Origin of the sequence: Aeromonas sp. ASNIH5, assembly GCF_002902865.1 — a bacterium.
Taxonomy (GTDB): domain Bacteria; phylum Pseudomonadota; class Gammaproteobacteria; order Enterobacterales; family Aeromonadaceae; genus Aeromonas; species Aeromonas caviae.
Genome location: NZ_CP026122.1, coordinates 3,100,492 through 3,118,525, shown reverse-complemented (window position 1 = coordinate 3,118,525; position 18,034 = coordinate 3,100,492). Strand labels below are relative to the sequence as shown.

General features: G+C 58.5%; 17 protein-coding genes. 2 read left to right on the top strand and 15 right to left on the bottom strand.

Translation table 11 applies throughout. The features are described 5' to 3' along the window. Positions 1-43: 43 nt before the first annotated feature. The 15 genes from glmU to mioC all read right to left on the bottom strand — a co-directional run bounded on the left by glmU (position 44) and on the right by mioC (position 13,823). Complete coding sequence (gene glmU, locus C2U30_RS14570; RefSeq protein WP_103243994.1) at positions 44-1,405, bottom strand: bifunctional UDP-N-acetylglucosamine diphosphorylase/glucosamine-1-phosphate N-acetyltransferase GlmU; 1,362 nt, start codon at positions 1,403-1,405, stop codon at positions 44-46. Positions 1,406-1,498: 93 nt separating this feature from the next. Continuing rightward, entirely contained in the window at positions 1,499-1,927 is a 429-nt protein-coding gene (locus tag C2U30_RS14565; RefSeq protein ID WP_010672259.1) for a F0F1 ATP synthase subunit epsilon, read from the bottom strand. An 18-nt stretch (positions 1,928-1,945) separates the two neighbouring features. Next, the gene (gene atpD, locus C2U30_RS14560; RefSeq protein ID WP_010672260.1) at positions 1,946-3,334 is read right to left on the bottom strand and encodes a F0F1 ATP synthase subunit beta; all 1,389 of its coding nucleotides are present in this window, start codon (positions 3,332-3,334) and stop codon (positions 1,946-1,948) included. 33 nt (positions 3,335-3,367) lie between these two features. Next, positions 3,368-4,234, bottom strand: coding sequence for a F0F1 ATP synthase subunit gamma (gene atpG, locus C2U30_RS14555; RefSeq protein WP_010672261.1), 867 nt, complete (start codon positions 4,232-4,234; stop codon positions 3,368-3,370). A gap of 42 nt (positions 4,235-4,276) precedes the next feature. After that, a complete protein-coding gene (atpA, locus tag C2U30_RS14550) occupies positions 4,277-5,818 on the bottom strand; it encodes a F0F1 ATP synthase subunit alpha (protein ID WP_010672262.1) in 1,542 nt (513 codons plus the stop codon). Between the two features lie 15 nt (positions 5,819-5,833). Then, entirely contained in the window at positions 5,834-6,367 is a 534-nt protein-coding gene (atpH, locus tag C2U30_RS14545) for a F0F1 ATP synthase subunit delta (RefSeq protein WP_010672263.1), read from the bottom strand. Positions 6,368-6,380: 13 nt separating this feature from the next. Continuing rightward, the gene (atpF, locus tag C2U30_RS14540; RefSeq protein ID WP_010672264.1) at positions 6,381-6,851 is read right to left on the bottom strand and encodes a F0F1 ATP synthase subunit B; all 471 of its coding nucleotides are present in this window, start codon (positions 6,849-6,851) and stop codon (positions 6,381-6,383) included. A gap of 51 nt (positions 6,852-6,902) precedes the next feature. After that, on the bottom strand, positions 6,903-7,142 hold the full coding sequence (gene atpE / locus C2U30_RS14535; RefSeq protein ID WP_010672265.1) for a F0F1 ATP synthase subunit C: 240 nt from the start codon (positions 7,140-7,142) through the stop codon (positions 6,903-6,905). Positions 7,143-7,200: 58 nt separating this feature from the next. Then, on the bottom strand, positions 7,201-7,983 hold the full coding sequence (atpB, locus tag C2U30_RS14530) for a F0F1 ATP synthase subunit A (protein ID WP_010672266.1): 783 nt from the start codon (positions 7,981-7,983) through the stop codon (positions 7,201-7,203). An 8-nt stretch (positions 7,984-7,991) separates the two neighbouring features. Beyond that, a complete protein-coding gene (locus tag C2U30_RS14525) occupies positions 7,992-8,402 on the bottom strand; it encodes an ATP synthase subunit I (protein ID WP_010672267.1) in 411 nt (136 codons plus the stop codon). Between the two features lie 190 nt (positions 8,403-8,592). Then, entirely contained in the window at positions 8,593-9,501 is a 909-nt protein-coding gene (locus C2U30_RS14520) for a ParB/RepB/Spo0J family partition protein (protein WP_103243993.1), read from the bottom strand. Beyond that, entirely contained in the window at positions 9,498-10,301 is an 804-nt protein-coding gene (locus C2U30_RS14515; RefSeq protein WP_029313362.1) for a ParA family protein, read from the bottom strand. Before C2U30_RS14515 ends, C2U30_RS14520 begins: the two co-directional genes overlap by 4 nt. A 27-nt stretch (positions 10,302-10,328) precedes the next feature. Then, positions 10,329-10,955 carry a 16S rRNA (guanine(527)-N(7))-methyltransferase RsmG gene (gene rsmG, locus C2U30_RS14510; RefSeq protein ID WP_010672270.1) on the bottom strand — a complete coding sequence of 209 codons (627 nt, stop codon included), beginning with the start codon at positions 10,953-10,955 and terminating at the stop codon, positions 10,329-10,331. A gap of 20 nt (positions 10,956-10,975) precedes the next feature. Further along, the gene (gene mnmG, locus C2U30_RS14505; RefSeq protein WP_010672271.1) at positions 10,976-12,865 is read right to left on the bottom strand and encodes a tRNA uridine-5-carboxymethylaminomethyl(34) synthesis enzyme MnmG; all 1,890 of its coding nucleotides are present in this window, start codon (positions 12,863-12,865) and stop codon (positions 10,976-10,978) included. 508 nt (positions 12,866-13,373) lie between these two features. Further along, on the bottom strand, positions 13,374-13,823 hold the full coding sequence (gene mioC, locus C2U30_RS14500; RefSeq protein ID WP_039040628.1) for an FMN-binding protein MioC: 450 nt from the start codon (positions 13,821-13,823) through the stop codon (positions 13,374-13,376). Between the two features lie 371 nt (positions 13,824-14,194). Between mioC and C2U30_RS14495 the strand changes: the two genes are divergently transcribed. Together C2U30_RS14495 and C2U30_RS14490 are read left to right on the top strand one after the other, a co-directional pair. Further along, positions 14,195-16,303 (top strand): TonB-dependent siderophore receptor, encoded by a 2,109-nt coding sequence (locus C2U30_RS14495; protein WP_029313364.1) that lies wholly within the window; start codon positions 14,195-14,197, stop codon positions 16,301-16,303. Between the two features lie 60 nt (positions 16,304-16,363). After that, a complete protein-coding gene (locus C2U30_RS14490) occupies positions 16,364-18,010 on the top strand; it encodes a multidrug ABC transporter permease/ATP-binding protein (RefSeq protein ID WP_103243992.1) in 1,647 nt (548 codons plus the stop codon). The last annotated feature ends 24 nt before the right edge of the window (positions 18,011-18,034 follow it).

The window sequence follows — 18,034 nt, the reverse complement described above, 5'->3', positions numbered from 1 at the left end:
ACCGGCGCCCTCGGGCGCCGGTTTGCATTTCATTGATCGGGCATCACTTCTTCTTGACCGGACGGGGCCAGTTCGGAATGTGGCGCTGGGGCACCCGGGTGATCACCAGCTCGTTTTCCGCCACATCCTTGGTGATGGTGGAACCCGCCCCCAGGGTCGCCCCCTTGCCGATCCGCACCGGCGCCACCAGCTGGGTATCGGAGCCGACGAAAACGTCGTCCTCGATGATGGTCTGGAACTTGTTCACCCCATCGTAATTGCAGGTGATGGTGCCAGCACCGATGTTCACCTTGGCGCCGACGTCCGCATCCCCCAGATAGGTCAGATGACCGCACTTCGAGCCCACCCCCAGCCGGGCCTTCTTCATCTCGACGAAGTTGCCGACATGGGCATCCTGCTCCAGCACGGCACCCGGGCGCAGGCGGGTAAAGGGCCCGACCGAGCACTGGTCGGCAATTTGCGCACCTTCGATGACGGAGTAGGGTTTCACCTCGGTGTGGTCGCCGATGACGCAATCCTTCAATACGCTGCCGGCACCGATGCGCACGTGATTACCCAGCACCACCTTGCCTTCGATGATGACGTTGACGTCGATCACCACCTCCTCCCCGATTTCCAGGGTGCCGCGCAGATCGAAACGGGCCGGATCGATCAGGGTGGCGCCGGCGATCATCAGCTTCTCGGCCTGCATCTGCTGGTAGCTGCGCTCAAGCGCAGCCAGCTGCACCCGGTTGTTGGCCCCTTCCACTTCCATGGCGCTGTCAGGGTGGACGGCGGCGATGGCACAACCATCCCCATGGGCCATGGCGATGACGTCAGTCAGATAGAACTCGCCCTGGGCATTCTTGTTGTCCAGGCGGGAGAGCCAGCTACGCAGCTGACCACCGTTGGCCACCAACACGCCGGTGTTCACTTCGCGGATGGCAAGTTGCTCGGCGTTGGCATCCTTCTGCTCGACAATGCCGACCACCTGACCATGTTCCCGCACGATGCGGCCATAGCCGGTCGGGTTGTCCAGTACCACGGTCAGCAGCGCCATGCCATCGTCGGCCTTGGCGGCCAGCAGCCGTTGCAGGGTCTCGGGCTGGATCAGCGGGGTATCGCCGTAGAGCACCAGCACGTCGTCTTCGTCATGCCAGAACGGAATGGCCTGGGCGACGGCATGGCCGGTCCCCAGTTGCTGGGCCTGCAGCACCCAGTTCAGGTCGGATGCCTGGATCCGCTCCTTCAGCAGCTCGGCACCGTGGCCATAGACCAGGTGCAACTGTTCGGCACCAATCTGGCGAGCGGTATCGATCACATGGGAGACCATGGGCTTGTTGGCCACGGGGTGCAGCACCTTGGGCAGGGAGGAACGCATGCGGGTGCCTTTGCCCGCAGCCAGGATCACGACGTTGAGAGACATAGCTAGCCTTTGAAACAGGTGGAAATGCTGGGCGGAGTCTATCCAACGGGCAAAAAAAAAGCGACCCGAAGGTCGCTTTTTGCATCACCGTGATTAACGGTAATTCTTTTTGACGATATCGATAACCCGCAACTGGGCCATCGCTTTGGCCAGCTCGGCAGACGCCTGAGCATAGTCGATATCACCATGGGAGCTGTTGATCCGCTCTTCGGCACGACGCTTGGCTTCCTGGGCTTTCGCCTCATCCAGATCGTCGGCGCGAATGGCGGTATCGGCCAGCACGGTCACGGCTTCGGGTTGTACTTCCAGCATGCCGCCGGAGATGTACAGCACCTCTTCGCTACCATTTTGCTTGATCAAGCGGACCAGGCCCGGCTTGATGGCAGTCAGCAACGGAGCATGACCGTGGCGGAGACCCAGCTCACCTTCGGAGCCTGATACCTGGGCAGATTGCACGCGACCGGAAAACAGTTTTCCTTCGGCGCTCACCACATCCAGGTGAAAGGAGATCATCTCAGCCATGGGCCCTCCTATCGAGGCTTACAGTTTCTTGGACTTCTCGACGACTTCGTCGATGCCGCCAACCATGTAGAACGCCTGCTCCGGCAGATCGTCATACTCGCCCTTCAGGATGCCCTGGAAGCCACGGATGGTTTCCTTCAGCGGCACGTATTTGCCCGGAGAACCGGTAAATACTTCGGCCACGAAGAACGGCTGGGACAGGAAACGCTCGATCTTACGGGCACGGGCTACGGTCAGTTTGTCTTCTTCTGACAGTTCATCCATACCCAGGATGGCGATGATGTCCTTCAGCTCCTTGTAGCGCTGCAGTACGGTCTGAACGCCACGAGCGGTCTCGTAGTGCTCCTTGCCAACCACCAGCGGATCCAGCTGACGGGAGGTGGAGTCCAGCGGGTCAACGGCCGGGTAGATACCCAGAGCCGCGATCTGACGGGACAGTACGACGGTCGCATCCAGGTGGGCGAAGGTGGTCGCCGGAGACGGGTCGGTCAAGTCATCCGCAGGCACGTAAACGGCCTGTACGGAGGTGATGGAACCAGTCTTGGTGGAGGTGATGCGCTCTTGCAGAACACCCATCTCCTCGGCCAGGGTCGGCTGGTAACCTACTGCGGAGGGCATACGGCCCAGCAGTGCGGATACTTCGGTACCGGCCAGGGTGTAACGGTAGATGTTGTCCACGAAGAACAGCACGTCACGACCTTCGTCACGGAACTTCTCGGCCATGGTCAGGCCGGTCAGCGCCACGCGCAGACGGTTTCCGGGCGGCTCGTTCATCTGACCGTAAACCAGAGATACTTTGTCCAGTACGTTGGACTCCATCATCTCGTGGTAGAAGTCGTTACCCTCACGGGTACGCTCACCTACACCGGCGAACACGGAGTAACCGCTGTGCTCGATCGCGATGTTACGGATCAGCTCCATCATGTTGACGGTCTTGCCGACACCGGCGCCGCCGAACAGACCAACCTTACCACCCTTGGCGAACGGACATACCAGGTCGATAACCTTGATGCCGGTCTCCAGCAGCTCGGTGCTGTTGGACTGATCTTCGTAGCTGGGGGCTTCGCGGTGGATGGACCAACGCTCTTCTTCGCCGATCGGACCCTTCTCGTCGATGGGGTCGCCCAGTACGTTCATGATACGGCCCAGGGTCGAGGTACCGACCGGTACCTGGATGGCCTTGCCGCTGTTAACTACTTCCAACCCACGACGCAGACCGTCGGAGGAACCCATGGTGATGCAACGCACGACGCCGCCGCCGATCTGTTGCTGAACTTCCAGTACCAGACCCTGGCCTTGGCCTTCGCTGACAACCTTCAGTGCATCGTACACCTGGGGCACGGCATTCTGCGGGAACTCGATGTCCACCACAGCGCCGATGATTTGGACGATGAAACCGTTACTCATGTCAAATCCTCTAAACCTTTGATAACCCTTGCCTTACACCGCAGCAGCACCGGAAACGATCTCTGTGAGCTCCTGGGTAATACTGGCCTGACGGGCCTTGTTGTATACCAGTTGCAGATCGTTAATCAGGTTGCCGGCGTTGTCAGTCGCGGCTTGCATGGCAACCATTCGGGCTGCCTGTTCACTTGCCAAGTTTTCTACCACACCCTGGTAGACCTGGGATTCGACGTAGCGAATCAGCAGGGTATCCAGCAGTTGCTTGGGATCCGGCTCATAGAGGTAGTCCCAGTGGTGCTTCTTGGCGAGCTTGCTGTCTTCTGTTACGGGCAAAGGCAGCAGTTGATCGACTTTTGGTTGCTGAACCATGGTGTTGACGAACTTGTTGTACACCAGATACAGCCTGTCAATCTCACCGTTGTCGTAAGCCTTCAGCATGACCTTCACTGAACCGATCAGGTCATTGACGCTCGGGTTGTCACCCAGTCCGGAGACGTGGGCTTTCACCTTGGCGCCGTGCCGTTCAAAGAAGTTGGAGGCCTTGTTACCGATCAATGCCAGGTCAACCTTGGCACCTTTCGCGCTCCATTGCTTCATATCATTGAGGGCAGCCTTGAACAGGTTGATGTTCAGACCACCACACAGGCCACGGTCGGTGGAGACGACGATGTAACCCACTCGCTTCACCTCACGTTCGATGAGGTAGGGGTGCTTGTATTCCAAGTTCCCCTGAGCGATATGGCCGATCACCTTGCGCATGGTTTCAGCGTACGGACGGCTGGCAGACATGCGTTCCTGCGCACGGCGCATCTTGCTAGCTGCCACCATTTCCATAGCGCTGGTGATCTTCTGAGTGTTCTTCACACTCCCGATCTTGTTACGTATCTCTTTTGCGCCGGCCATCTCTTCTCTCCATCAGGTGGCAGCTTGCGCTGCCACACACGCTTACCAGGTCTGGGTTGCCTTGAAGTCATCCAGCAACGCAGTCAGCTTGCCAACGATCGCGTCGTTGTAGTCGGCCTTGGCATTGATTTCAGCCATCAGCTCGGCATGCTGGGTATTGGCGTAAGAGAGCAGAGCGGCTTCGAAGTCGACGATCTTGCTCAGTTCGACATCGGCGAGATAACCCTTCTCGGCGGCGAACAGCACCAGGGATTGCTGGGCCACGCTCATCGGAGAGTACTGCTTCTGCTTCATCAGCTCGGTGACTTTCTGACCGTGATCCAGCTGCTTGCGAGTAGCATCGTCCAGGTCGGAAGAGAACTGGGCAAATGCCGCCAGTTCACGGTACTGGGCCAGCGCGGTACGAATACCACCGGACAGCTTCTTGACGATCTTGGTCTGAGCAGCACCGCCCACACGGGATACGGAGATACCCGGGTCAACCGCCGGACGAATACCGGAGTTGAACAGCTGGGAGGTCAGGAAGATCTGGCCGTCGGTGATGGAGATCACGTTGGTCGGAACGAACGCGGAGACGTCACCGGCCTGGGTTTCGATGATCGGCAGGGCGGTCAGGGAACCGGTCTGGCCTTTCACGGCACCATTGGTGAACTTCTCTACGTACTCGGCGTTGACGCGAGCAGCACGCTCCAGCAGACGGGAGTGCAGATAGAAGACGTCACCCGGGTAAGCTTCACGTCCAGGCGGACGGCGCAGCAGCAGGGAGATCTGGCGATAGGCAACGGCCTGCTTGGACAGGTCATCATAGATGATCAGTGCGTCTTCGCCGCGGTCACGGAAGTACTCGCCCATGGAGCAACCGGCGTAGGGAGCCAGGTACTGCAGAGCAGCCGCTTCGGAGGCAGAAGCCACGACCACGATGGTGTTGGCCAGGGCGCCGTGCTCTTCCAGCTTGCGCACCACGTTGGCGATGGTGGAGGCCTTCTGGCCGATCGCAACGTAGACGCACTTAATGCCGGAATCTTTCTGGTTGATGATGGTGTCGATGGCGATGGCGGTCTTACCAACCTGGCGGTCACCGATGATCAGCTCACGCTGGCCACGACCGATAGGGATCATGGCATCGATGGCTTTCAGACCGGTCTGGACTGGCTGGTCAACAGACTTACGCTCGATAACGCCCGGGGCGATCACTTCGATCGGCGAGAAGCCGTCGTTGTCTACCGGACCTTTACCGTCGATCGGCTGACCCAGGGTGTTGACCACCCGGCCCAACAGACCACGACCGACCGGCACTTCCAGAATGCGGCCGGTACCCTTTACCTTCATCCCTTCGGCCAGATCGGCATAGGGACCCATTACTACGGCACCAACGGAGTCACGCTCCAGGTTCAATGCCAGAGCGAAGCGGTTGCCCGGCAGCTCGATCATCTCACCCTGCATGGCATCGGCCAGACCGTGGATACGAATGATACCGTCGCTTACAGAAACGATGGTACCTTCGTTACGCGCTTCGCTTTTGACATCAAACTGCGCAATGCGCTGCTTGATCAGCTCGGCGATTTCAGTGGAATTCAGTTGCATGCTCTAATACCCCAATCAAGATTGCAGCGCATCGGCCATGCGATCCAGCTTACCGCGGACCGTGCCGTCGATAACGAGATCACCGGCCTTGATGAGCACCCCGGCCATCAAGGACGCATCTGTGCTGCAATTCAGCTTCACTTTGCGCGCGAGACGTTGTTCCAGAGAAGCCTGAATATTGGCTTTCTGCTGGTCGGTCAGTTCGATCGCCGAAATCACGTCAGCCTGAACTTCTTTGTCCAGTTCAGCCTTGAGCGCGACGAATTCGGCAACGACCGCCGGCAGCACACCCAAGCGACCATTCTCGGCCATCACCCGGATCAGGTTCTGACCGTGCTCGTTGAGCTGCTCACCGCAGACACCGACAAACAGCTTTGCCAGTTCTTCGGCAGCAACGGAGCCGTTTACCAGGCTGTGCATAGTCTCGTTTTCTGCCACCTGAGCGGCGAAATCGAGCATCTCCAGCCATTGGTCAACCGCCTTGTGCTCAACGGCAAACTCGAAAGCAGCCTTGGCGTAGGGGCGAGCGATTGTAGTCAGTTCAGACATAGCCCCGTTCCCGTTACAGTTCTGCTACCAGTTTGTCGACGATGTCGCTGTTGGCAGCCTGGTCGATTTGGCGTGCCAGGATCTTCTCTGCACCCGCGATGGCAAGAGCAGCAACCTGCTTGCGCAGTTCTTCTTTGGCACGATGACGTTCAGCTTCGATCTCTGCACGGCCCTGAGCCAGGATTTTCTCCCGCTCAGCTTGGGCTCCGACAGCGGCCTCATCAATGATCTGGGCCTTGCGTTTGTTGGCCTGATCGATGATTTCAGCAGCCTGAAGCTTGGCTTCTTTCAGCTGATCGGTGGCGTTGGCCTTGGCCAGCTCCAGATCTTTCTTGGCACGCTCTGCAGAAGAGAGGCCGTCAGCGATTTCTTTCTGACGGGCTTCGATGGCAGCCATCAGCGGCGGCCATACGTACTTCATGCAAAACACTACGAAGATGAAAAAAGCAACTGCTTGGCCGAGGAGGGTGGCGTTGATATTCACAGCCGATGTCCTCTTTAGTTAGTTAATGGGTTCTGCGTGAGTCGTAATGACTTAGGCAACCGCAAACATCACATACAGACCCAGACCAACGGCGATCATCGGGATCGCATCCACCAGACCCATCACGATGAAGAACTGGGTACGCAGAACAGGGATCAGGTCAGGTTGACGAGCTGCACCTTCCAGGAACTTGCCACCCAGGATACCGATACCGATGGAGGCGCCGATAGCCGCCAGACCCATCATCATTGCAGCAGCGATGTACAGCAGGTCCATGTTCAAGTTTTCCATGAGGATCTCCATTTATTTAGATGTAATTGATTGTATAAAAAGGATTATTTGAGTTGCATCAACCATGGTCTTCCTGCGCCATCGACAAATAGACGATGGTCAGAACCATGAAGATAAACGCCTGCAAAGTGATGATCAGGATGTGGAAGATTGCCCAAGGCACGGACAGGATCCACTGTGACCACCAGGGTAACAAACCCGCAATCAGGATGAAGATCAGTTCGCCAGCATACATGTTGCCGAACAGTCGCAGACCCAATGAAACAGGCTTGGAAATCAACGTGACGGTTTCAAGGATGAAGTTAACCGGGATGGCAGCAGGGTGATTGAAAGGCTGAAGCGTCAGCTCCTTCACGAACCCGCTGATACCCTTGACCTTGATGCTGTAGTACAGGATCAAGAAGAACACGCCCAAAGCCATGGACATGGTGATGTTAACGTCAGCAGAGGGAACCACACGCAGATAGGGAACACCCATCAACTGTGCAGCGTGAGGGATAAAGTCAACGGGGATCAGGTCCATGAAGTTCATCAGGAAGATCCACACGAACACCGTCAGGGCCAAAGGTGCGATGACCTTGTTGCGACCATGAAAGATGTCCTTGACGTTACCATTCACAAACTCGACCAGCATCTCCACAAAGCACTGCAGCTTACCGGGCACACCGCTGGTGGCCTTGACGGCAACCTTGCGGAACAACCAGATAAACAGGGCGCCTAGCACGACGGAAAATATCATGGAATCGATATTCACCGTCCAGAACCCGGACCCTACCTGCAGGTGGGTCAGGTGGTGGGAGATATATCCCTGAGGAGTCAGGACTTCTCCGGTTGCAGACATGAGTTTTCCTAATAGTGGTTGTTAAGCGTGAATGAAACTATCCACTGTACAACGAGGGCGAGGATATAAGTGGCGAAGAACGAGGCGGTGTCGACCTCAATCCCGGCGCCAAACAGCAGGGCGAAAAGTCCTGTTGTAGTAATGAGCTTAATCCCTGCCCCACCATAAAAGTCCCGCAAAACCAGGCCTACGCTCTCTTTCGTCACCTTGCGGCGCAGAACCCAGAGCGTGAACAGGGCTTGAGGAACCCAGTACATCCCCCCTCCGTAGAGAGAGGATTGTCCGGCGAACTCTCCCGCCTGATAAAACCAGACGGTGGCGATCGCCAGGATCAGGACCAGCTGACAAACGAGCATAGCCAAGGCCAGCGTCAAACCTTCCAAGGCTATTTTCTGCTTCACCAACCTACCCCTGAACATTACAGAACTGTAAAAAATCGGGATCCGAAGACCCCAGGTTCACAGCTCGAAAAGCCGGTCAAATTATACCCGTGAAGACGGCTATTGCAACATGGCAAAAATCCTTAATTTTTGCGGCTTTCCGCGCGAAATTAAGGTTATGTTCATATCGAAAGTAATGGATGTTTTATTACTACAAAAAGCGTAAAAATCACGATTCCGACAGGCCAAAATAGCCCAATACCCGGTCCAAATCTGCCAAGTTATCGTAACTTATTACTAACTTGCCGCTATCTTTCTTGCCCGGCTGAAGTTGCACCTGATTGCCAATTTTTTCAGAAATCTGGCGCTCGAGATAACCAAACTGCGGATCGCGGACGGGTTCAACCCTGGTTTTTGCCGGTTCCAGTGCTTTTTGCACCAGCTTCTCGGTATCTCGCACTGTCAGCCCCTTCTGGGCCACCAGTTTGGCCAGCTCTGACTGTGCCTGACCGCTCAGGGCCAGCAGGGCACGGGCATGCCCCATGTCGAGGTCGCCGTATTCCACGAAGCGCTTCACGTCCTCGTTGAGCTGGTTGAGACGCAGCAGGTTGGTGACCGTGGTGCGGGACTTGCCTACCGCCTCGGCAACCTGCTGGTGAGTCAGTTCGAACTCCGTCAGCAGGCGCTGGAGGGCGACGGCCTCCTCGATGGCGTTGAGATCTTCACGCTGGATGTTCTCGATGAGTGCGATGGCGACGGCCGCCTCGTCGGCGACATCCTTGACCAGGCAGGGCACCACTTCGAGACGGGCCAGCTGGGAGGCGCGCCAGCGGCGTTCACCAGCAATGATTTCGAAACGGTTTTCACCGATGGAGCGAACCACGATGGGCTGGATCACCCCTTGTGCACGGATGGAGTTGGCCAGCTCCTCCAGCGCGTCCTGGGACATATCCTTGCGCGGTTGGTATTTTCCGGACTGCAGCCACTCCACCGGCAGCTTGCGCAATTCCCCCTGATTGGTCGGGGCCATGGCCTGTTCGGTGCGCTGGTCGCTCATCACCTGTTTCTGGCGGGCGGCCGTGCTGGTGCTGAGCAGGGCGTCCAGCCCCTTGCCCAGCCCACGTTTCTTCGGCGTCATATGCTCTCTCGATCTGCGGTGAGCGGCTGGGACTCCTGTTCCTGGCGGCGCAGGATCTCGCCAGCCAGGGCCAGATAGGCCTTGGCCCCCACCGATGATTTGTCATAGTGCATGGCTGGCGCGCCAAAGCTCGGCGCCTCCGCCAGTCTTACGTTGCGGGGAATGATGGTGCGATAGACCTTGTCCCCGAAATGCTGTTTCAGCTGATCGGACACATCATTGGCCAGCCGGTTGCGATGATCGAACATGGTGCGCAGCACCCCTTCGATCTTCAGCTCTGGATTGACCACGGCTGCCAGCTTGCTGATGGTGTCCACCAGGGCGGTCAGTCCTTCCAGCGCATAGTATTCGCACTGCATGGGCACCAGCACGGAGTCGGCGGCGGCCATGGCGTTCACCGTCAGCATGTTGAGAGAAGGCGGGCAGTCGATGAAGACGTAGTCGTACTTGTCCCTGACCGAGGCCAGGGCGTTGCGCAGGCGGATCTCGCGGGCAAAAAACTCCATCAGGCGGATTTCTGCCGCGGTCACGTCGGCATTGGCGGCAATCAGGTGATAGCCTCCCGAGGTTTCGGGGATGATCACCTCGCCGATGGGGGCATCTTCGATCAGCAGTTCATAGGCGGTGCGTTCGACATCGTACTTGTCGACGCCACTGCCCATGGTGGCATTGCCCTGCGGATCCAGATCGATCACTAGCACCTTGCGCCGGGTAGCGGCCATGGAGGCGGCCAGATTCACACAGGTGGTGGTTTTACCCACTCCACCCTTCTGGTTGGCTATGGCAATGACTTTTCCCACACTGTCCCCTAAATGAATGCGGCGGCCCTATTCGGGCTGGATGGCTTTAAACTCCAGCAGATGGCGTTCGCCTTCCAGTTCCGGCACCACCAGCTTGTGGGTGGCAACCAGACGAATGCTGTCAGGCAACTGTGCCAGCTCCTGCTCGGGGTATTGTCCCTTGAGCGCCAGGAAGCTGCCCTCGGGTGACGGCAGATGATGACACCAGCTCAGCATGTCCTCCAGGGAGGCGAAAGCCCGGCTCAGTACACCATCAAATCCGGTCTCGGGTTGATACTCCTCCACCCGGGATTTGACGGGGGTCACATTGGTCAACCCCAGCTCCAGGATCACCTGGCGGATGAAGTTGATTCGCTTGCCCAGGCTGTCGAGCAGCACGAACTGTTTGTCCGGATTGATGATGGCCAGCGGCAGTCCGGGCAAACCCGGACCCGTTCCCACATCGATGAAGCGTTCACCGTGCAGGTGAGGACTCACCACCAGGCTGTCGAGGATATGCTTGACCAGCATGGCGTCCGGATCTCGCACCGAGGTGAGATTGTAAGCCTTGTTCCACTTGTGCAGCAACTCGACCAACTGCACCAACTGGGTCTTCTGGGTTTCGGTGATAACAATTCCGGCCTGCATGAGCAGGCCGTTCAATCTTTGCAGCATGTTGTCCAACGGGGAATTCCTCAGGCGGTTTTACGCAGCAGGCCGTGTTTCTTCAGGTGCACCAGCAAGATGGAGATGGCGGCAGGGGTGATGCCGGAGATGCGGGACGCCTGACCAATGGTCTCTGGCTTGGCATCGTTGAGCTTGGCGATCACCTCGTTGGAGAGACCGTTCACGTCGCGGTAGTTCATGTCCAGCGGCAGCAGGGTGTTTTCGTTGCGCAGCTGTTTCTCCACCTCGTCGTGCTGACGCTCGATATAACCGGCGTACTTGATCTGGATCTCCACCTGATCCGCGGCAGCCGCATCGGTCAATGCAGGCCCCACACCCTCGATGGCCATCAGGGCATCGTAGGTCACCTCGGGGCGACGCAGCAGCTCTTCCAGGCTCTGCTCCCGGGTCAGGGGAGTGTTGACCAGGGCGTTGACGGCCTCCAGAGACGGATGCTGCGGGTGGATCCAGGTCGAGCGCATGCGCTGACGTTCCTGCTCCACCTGTTCCACCTTGGCATTGAACAGGCTCCAGCGATGATCATCCACCAGACCCAGCTCGCGGCCGATGGCGGTCAGGCGCAGATCCGCATTGTCTTCCCGCAGCAGCAGGCGATATTCGGCACGGCTGGTGAACATGCGATAGGGTTCGCGGGTCCCCAGTGTGGAGAGATCGTCCATCATCACGCCCATGTAGGCCTGATCCCGGCGTGGGTGCCAGGCTTCCTTGCCCTGGGCGCGCAAGCCCGCGTTCAGACCGGCCATCAGGCCCTGGGCAGCGGCCTCTTCATAGCCGGTGGTGCCGTTGATCTGGCCGGCGAAGAAGAGGTTCTCGATGCACTTGCTCTCCATGTTGGCCTTGAGATCCCGCGGATCGAAGAAATCGTACTCGATGGCGTAGCCAGGGCGAGTGATATGGGCATTCTCGAAGCCACGGATCGAGCGGACGATCTGCACCTGTACGTCGAACGGCAGGCTGGTGGAGATCCCGTTCGGGTAGAGTTCGTGGGTGGTCAGGCCTTCCGGTTCCACAAAGATCTGGTGCGCCGTCTTGTCGGCAAAGCGAGTGATCTTGTCCTCGATCGACGGGCAGTAGCGCGGGCCTATCCCCTCGATCACCCCGGCGTACATGGGGCTGCGATCCAGGTTGTTGCGGATCACCTCGTGGGTCTGCTCATTGGTATGGGTCACGTAGCAAGGCATCTGGCGCGGATGCTGGCTGGCGTTGCCAATGAAGGAGAAGACCGGGCGAGGATCGTCACCATGTTGCTGCTGCATCACGGAAAAATCGACGGTGCGTGCATCGATGCGTGGTGGCGTGCCCGTTTTGAGGCGATCGATGCGCAGCGGCATTTCACGCAGGCGCTGGGCGAGGGCAATTGAGGGAGGATCCCCGGCGCGGCCCCCTTTGTAGTTCTCCATGCCGATGTGGATCAGACCATTGAGGAAAGTGCCAACGGTCAGTACGACCGTCTTGCCGCTGATGCGGATCCCGCTCTGGGTAACGACCCCGGCGACGCGATCCCCGTCCATGACCAGATCGTCACAGGCCTGCTGGAAGATCTTCAGATTCGGGTAGTTCTCCAGGGTCTGACGCACCACAGCCTTGTACAGCAGGCGATCAGCCTGGGCACGAGTAGCCCGCACCGCAGGGCCCTTGGAAGAGTTGAGCGTGCGGAACTGGATCCCGCCGAGATCGATGGCCTGCGCCATGATCCCGCCAAGGGCGTCGACTTCCTTGACCAGGTGTCCCTTGCCGATCCCGCCGATCGCCGGATTGCAGGACATATGCCCCAGCGTATCTATGTTGTGGGTGAGCAACAGGGTATTGAGACCCATGCGGGCTGCCGCTGTTGCTGCTTCGGTTCCTGCATGACCGCCACCGACGACGATCACATCAAATTGTTCATGGTATTGCATTGGGGATCACCTTGATCTGCACGCCTGAAGATCTTTGTTTGCCTGGTCTGAAGGGCGGATCATTCTATCTGTTTAGCATCCGGAGGGGAACGTCTACTTCAGGATCAGTATGGATCAGGGATCGGTTAAATAGATCTTAAGGATCTTTAGATCGATCTTTTATTGGATCTTTTATTAGGATCCGCGACTTCTGTTGATAAGGCATTTTTGATCATAAAGATCATTCGGTTAAGGTCGATCGCTGCTTGTGGAAAAGCTTGGATCCAGAGGGGGCGAGCGGGGGGATAACATGGGTTTTTATGCACAGACACATGGTCGGCAAGATCTAATACATGAATAACTATAGGTTTTGCAGAGCTTGGTACCGAAGTTATACACAATTATCCGAGATCATGTGGGGAGTTCTCGGGAAAAACTTATCCGGATCCCCCTGTTAATAACCTGGTGGATAGGGATCTGGGGATAACCAGGGAGATCGGAGGTCGTGACCGGATCTCCCTGGCCCTGATCAGCCGATCAAGGTCATCCAGTCGTGGATCCAGGTTTCTGCGGCATCTTCGGGGATCTCGTGCTGGGTCACGTCTATTTCCAGGAGATCCCCCAGTCGGCTGGCACCGCACCCGGCCAGCAGCCGATCCAGCGTCTTGCCGCCCTGGCAGAAGGTGTCATAACTGCGATCCCCCAGGGCGATCACTCCGTACTTGAAGGCGGCGAGATCCGGCTGCTGTTCGGCAAGATCCCGGGCAAAGGGCTGCAGATTGTCGGGTACATCCCCCGCACCATGGGTGGAAGTGACCACCAGCACGATGGCTTCTGGCTCGGTCAGGATCCTGGCCAGGCTGGCGGGGTTGTGGATCTCCGCCTGGTGGCCCGCCTGTTCAAGGAGGCCGACCACATGATCTGCGACATATTCGGAGGCCCCCAGCATGGAGCCGACGACGAGGTTGAGTTTGGCCATGGAATGGATCCTGCTGTCATCGAAAAAGTGAAGAGGGGGGATCTTACCGCCAAAGCATGTGGATAAATATGGATAAAGCTTGGGGATAAGGATCCTGTCCACTTTGTTGCAGCCAAAACCGGCCTCGTGGCCACTGTGCCGCCTTCTTTCCGCCTGTTGCGACCTCATCGCACCTTTCGTTGTCAAACGACACTTCAAAACATCAATTAACAATGCAGATGCAAATGATTAGCAATTATTGAATCGATTCGATCACGGCACCTGTAGTAGCATGGCGCTGCTTTATTCGCCTGAGGCGCCGGGCTGACCGGTCCAATTGGGCACCCATAATAAGAAATCAAACATAACTTATTGATATTTGAGACACTTATATGATTGCGCAAAAAAATACCCCGAATGCCGTGATGCGAAAGAGAGGCGCACAACTGCTGCCGCTCTCCTGTCTGCTGGCGTCCCTGCCCGTGTTGGCGGCGGAACAGGCGGATAAAGAGTTGCCCAAGGCGGGTGAAACCATGGTCGTGACCGGGACCGCCATGAAGGTCGAGGTCCCCATGGCAGAGACCCCCCGTGCCGTTTCCGTGGTCAATCGCGAAGAGCTGGACCAGCACGCCGTACTCAAGCTAGACGAGTCCCTGCGCTATCGCTCCGGCGTCCTGTCCCAATCCTATGGTTCGGACACGGATGCTGACTGGTTCAAGGTGCGCGGCTTCGATGCGGCTTCTTACCTGGATGGCAACCGCCTGTTCAGCACCGGTTACTATGTCTGGACCCCGGAGCCTTTCGGCCTTGAGAGCGTGGAAGTGCTCAAAGGCCCGGCCTCCATTCTGTATGGCGAAGCCCCTCCCGGAGGCGTCATCAACGCCATCAGCAAGCGTCCGACCGCGACCCCGCAGGGACTGGTGAACCTGCAACTGGGCAACCGGGATCTGCGCCAGGTCGGGGTGGATGTCTCCGACACCCTTACCGACAACAGCCGGTATCGTCTGGTGGCCCTCTACAACGAGCGGGACGGCGTGCTGGACGGCACCTACAACGAGCGTGCCTATCTGGCGCCGAGCGTGACCCTGGATATTTCGGATCGCACCACGCTGACGCTGCTTTCCAGCTTCAAGCACGATGAAGGGGTGCCGACCAACGGCTTCTTCCCGGTTTACGGCACCCTGAATACCTCCGGAGGCCAGATCGATCCCTCCACCAACCTGAGCCAGCCGGATTACGATCGCAATCGCAATACCCAGATCTCCGCCGGGTACGAGCTGGCCCACCAGCTCAACCAGACCTGGGAGTTCAAGCAGAACGTTCGCTTCAACTACAACGATCTGCTGCTGCGCCAGACCTACATCTTCCCGACCTATGAAGGCACCACCGCCTACCGCGGCCTGGTCTACCGGGATGGGGATACCAAGAGCGCCACCATGGACAATCAGATGGTGGGCTACTGGAACACCGACAGCACGGAGCAGACCCTGCTGCTGGGGGTGGATCTGCAGCGCCATGTGAATGAAGGCCAGGAAGCCGACAACTATGGCATGGGCGCCATCAACACCATGAACCCGGATTACAGCGGTTTCCCCGGTTTTGATGAATCCACCGCGACCCACCAGAAGAGCACCAAGGGCCAGAGCGGCCTCTATGCCCAGCACCAGATCCGCTGGGATGATCGCTGGCTGCTGACCGCGGGCGGTCGTTTCGACTACGTGGAAACCCACAACATCAGCGAAGCCAAGAGCAAGAACGAGAAACAGTACGACGACAACCTCTCTCTCTCCGGCAGCCTGATGTACCTGGCCGACAACGGTCTCTCCCCTTACTTCGCCTATGCGGAATCTTTCGAAGTGCTGCCGGGGATAGACCCCAACACCGGCAATTCCTACAAGCCGCTGGAAGGCAAGCTCTACGAGACCGGGGTCAAGTACGCACCCAGCTTCCTCGATGGCTACATCAACCTGGCGCTGTTCGATCTGGAGCAGACCAACTCCCTGGTCTCTACCGGCTCCGGTCAGCAGACCCAGGCCGGTGAAGTGACCTCTCAGGGGGTCGAGCTGGAAGGGAGCGTGCAGGCCACCGAGGCGTTGCGCCTGACCGCTGCCTATACCTATACCGATGCCAAGACCAACGACACCGGCAACGGCGATCGTCGTGCGAGCCTGATCCCGCGCCACCAGGCCTCCTTCTGGGGCAACTACAAGGTGCAGCAGGGCCCGGTATCCGGTCTTGAGCTGGGTTCCGGCGTGCGCTATGTGGGTTCCAGCGTCGGCATCGGCGCGGTGAATGCGGACTACACTCCCATCTATGGTTCCGCCCAGGTACCGGCACACACTGTATGGGATGCGATGATCGGGTATGACTTTGCCAAGAACTGGCGTGCCCAGATCAACGTCAACAACCTGCTGAACGACACCTATGTGGCGAGCTGCGACTACTACTGCTACTACGGCGAGCCGCGCAGCATAGTCGGCACCGTCAACTACCGCTGGTAAGCGACAGGCCGGGCGGGGGCGAAGGCTCCCGCCCTCCTTCCATTCATCTACAGGCCTGTCATGGAACTCTTGTCACTGGTTTATCGCCAATACCGTTGGCCCTTCATCGCCATTACCCTGCTCAGCCTGCTGAGTGCTGTCAGCGGGATAGGCGTCATTGCCTTCATCAATCAATCACTTATCGAATCAGTCGGGGATCCGCTGCCGATCCTGGGTCAGCTTGTCGGCCTTGTCTTGCTGCTGCTGGTGATCACGCTCGGATCCCAACTGGCCCTGACCACCCTGGGTCACCATTTCGTCTACCGGTTGCGTGGCCGCCTGCTCAAGCAACTGCTGGATACCGACGTCGCCCGTCTGCGTCAAATAGGGCAGGGGCCGCTCCTGGCCTCCCTTTCCAGCGACATCGGTCAGATCACCATCGCCTTCGTGCGCCTGCCGGAACTGGTACAGGGTCTGGTGCTCACCCTGGGCTCCATCATCTACCTTGGCCTGCTCTCTCCCGCCTTGCTCGGTGTTACCGCCCTCTGGGTCACCGTGACCATGGTGGTGGGCTGGCTGCTGGTGAACCGGGTCTATCGCCACCTGGCGCACATGCGCCAGGCCGAAGACAGGCTCTACCAGAACTACCAGTCCATCATCGCCGGGTGCAAGGAGCTGGCGCTCAACCGCGAGCGTGCCCACTTCGTCTACCACCAGCTCTATGAGCAGAATGCCCGGGACTACCGGGAGCAGATCATCCGCGCCGATACCTACCACCTGAGCGCGGTGAACTGGTCGAACATCATGATGCTGGGTGCCATCGGCCTGGTCTTCTTCCTGGCCAACGGGCTGGGCTGGGCCAACACCAATGTGGCCGCCACCTTCGCCCTGACCCTGTTGTTCCTGCGCACTCCCTTGCTGCAAGGCATCGGAGCCCTGCCGACCCTGATCGCCGCCCAGGTGGCATTCGACAAGATAGCTGCCCTCAATCTGGCGGAGCCGGACGAGGCGTTCCCGTTGCCGCCTGCGCCTCGCCCCTGGCAGCGCATCGAGCTGGAGCAGGTGAGCTTTCACTACCAGGGGGAGGGCGGTTTCTCCGTGGGCCCCATCAATCTGGTGATCGAGCGGGGGGAGCAGATATTCCTCATCGGTGGCAATGGCTCCGGCAAGTCGACCCTGGCCATGCTGCTGACCGGGCTCTATCAACCGGTCTCTGGCCGGATCCTGCTGGATGGGGAACCGGTCACCGATCGCAACGGCTATCTGGGGCTCTTCTCCGCCATCTTCACCGACTACCACCTGTTCCAGCATTTGCTGGGGCCCGAGTCGAAAGAGGCGCTGGTCGCCGAGTGGCTTGAGCGGTTGCAGATGGGCAGCAAGCTTGCCATCGAGGATGGCTTCATCGCCGATATCGACCTCTCCCAGGGCCAGCGCAAGCGGGTCGCCCTACTGCTGGCCCTGGCAGAGCAGCGGGAGGTGATGCTGTTCGACGAGTGGGCCGCGGATCAGGATCCCCAGTTCCGCCGCATCTTCTATCAGGTGCTGTTGCCGCGTCTCAAGGAGATGGGCAAGACGGTGATCGCCATCAGCCACGACGATCACTACTTCTCTCTGGCCGATCGCCTGCTGGAGATGCGCCAGGGCCGCCTCACCGAACTGACCGGCGAGCAGCGCGAGCAGGTGAGTCGGGATGCGGTCGCCCATCTGGATGGCAAGGTGCCGGCCTGATGCTGGCACCGATGAGACTGGCAG

What these genes read in the sequence shown, in the direction of transcription:
- atpE (WP_010672265.1), bottom strand. Translation starts at nt 7,142, where the DNA reads ATGGAAAACTTGAACATGGACCTGCTGTACATCGCTGCTGCAATGATG.
- mioC (WP_039040628.1), bottom strand. Translation starts at nt 13,823, where the DNA reads ATGGCCAAACTCAACCTCGTCGTCGGCTCCATGCTGGGGGCCTCCGAA.
- C2U30_RS14495 (WP_029313364.1), top strand. Translation starts at nt 14,195, where the DNA reads ATGATTGCGCAAAAAAATACCCCGAATGCCGTGATGCGAAAGAGAGGC.
- mnmG (WP_010672271.1), bottom strand. Translation starts at nt 12,865, where the DNA reads ATGCAATACCATGAACAATTTGATGTGATCGTCGTCGGTGGCGGTCAT.
- atpG (WP_010672261.1), bottom strand. Translation starts at nt 4,234, where the DNA reads ATGGCCGGCGCAAAAGAGATACGTAACAAGATCGGGAGTGTGAAGAAC.
- C2U30_RS14520 (WP_103243993.1), bottom strand. Translation starts at nt 9,501, where the DNA reads ATGACGCCGAAGAAACGTGGGCTGGGCAAGGGGCTGGACGCCCTGCTC.
- atpA (WP_010672262.1), bottom strand. Translation starts at nt 5,818, where the DNA reads ATGCAACTGAATTCCACTGAAATCGCCGAGCTGATCAAGCAGCGCATT.
- C2U30_RS14565 (WP_010672259.1), bottom strand. Translation starts at nt 1,927, where the DNA reads ATGGCTGAGATGATCTCCTTTCACCTGGATGTGGTGAGCGCCGAAGGA.
- glmU (WP_103243994.1), bottom strand. Translation starts at nt 1,405, where the DNA reads ATGTCTCTCAACGTCGTGATCCTGGCTGCGGGCAAAGGCACCCGCATG.
- atpB (WP_010672266.1), bottom strand. Translation starts at nt 7,983, where the DNA reads ATGTCTGCAACCGGAGAAGTCCTGACTCCTCAGGGATATATCTCCCAC.
- C2U30_RS14525 (WP_010672267.1), bottom strand. Translation starts at nt 8,402, where the DNA reads ATGTTCAGGGGTAGGTTGGTGAAGCAGAAAATAGCCTTGGAAGGTTTG.
- atpH (WP_010672263.1), bottom strand. Translation starts at nt 6,367, where the DNA reads ATGTCTGAACTGACTACAATCGCTCGCCCCTACGCCAAGGCTGCTTTC.
- rsmG (WP_010672270.1), bottom strand. Translation starts at nt 10,955, where the DNA reads ATGCTGCAAAGATTGAACGGCCTGCTCATGCAGGCCGGAATTGTTATC.
- atpD (WP_010672260.1), bottom strand. Translation starts at nt 3,334, where the DNA reads ATGAGTAACGGTTTCATCGTCCAAATCATCGGCGCTGTGGTGGACATC.
- C2U30_RS14490 (WP_103243992.1), top strand. Translation starts at nt 16,364, where the DNA reads ATGGAACTCTTGTCACTGGTTTATCGCCAATACCGTTGGCCCTTCATC.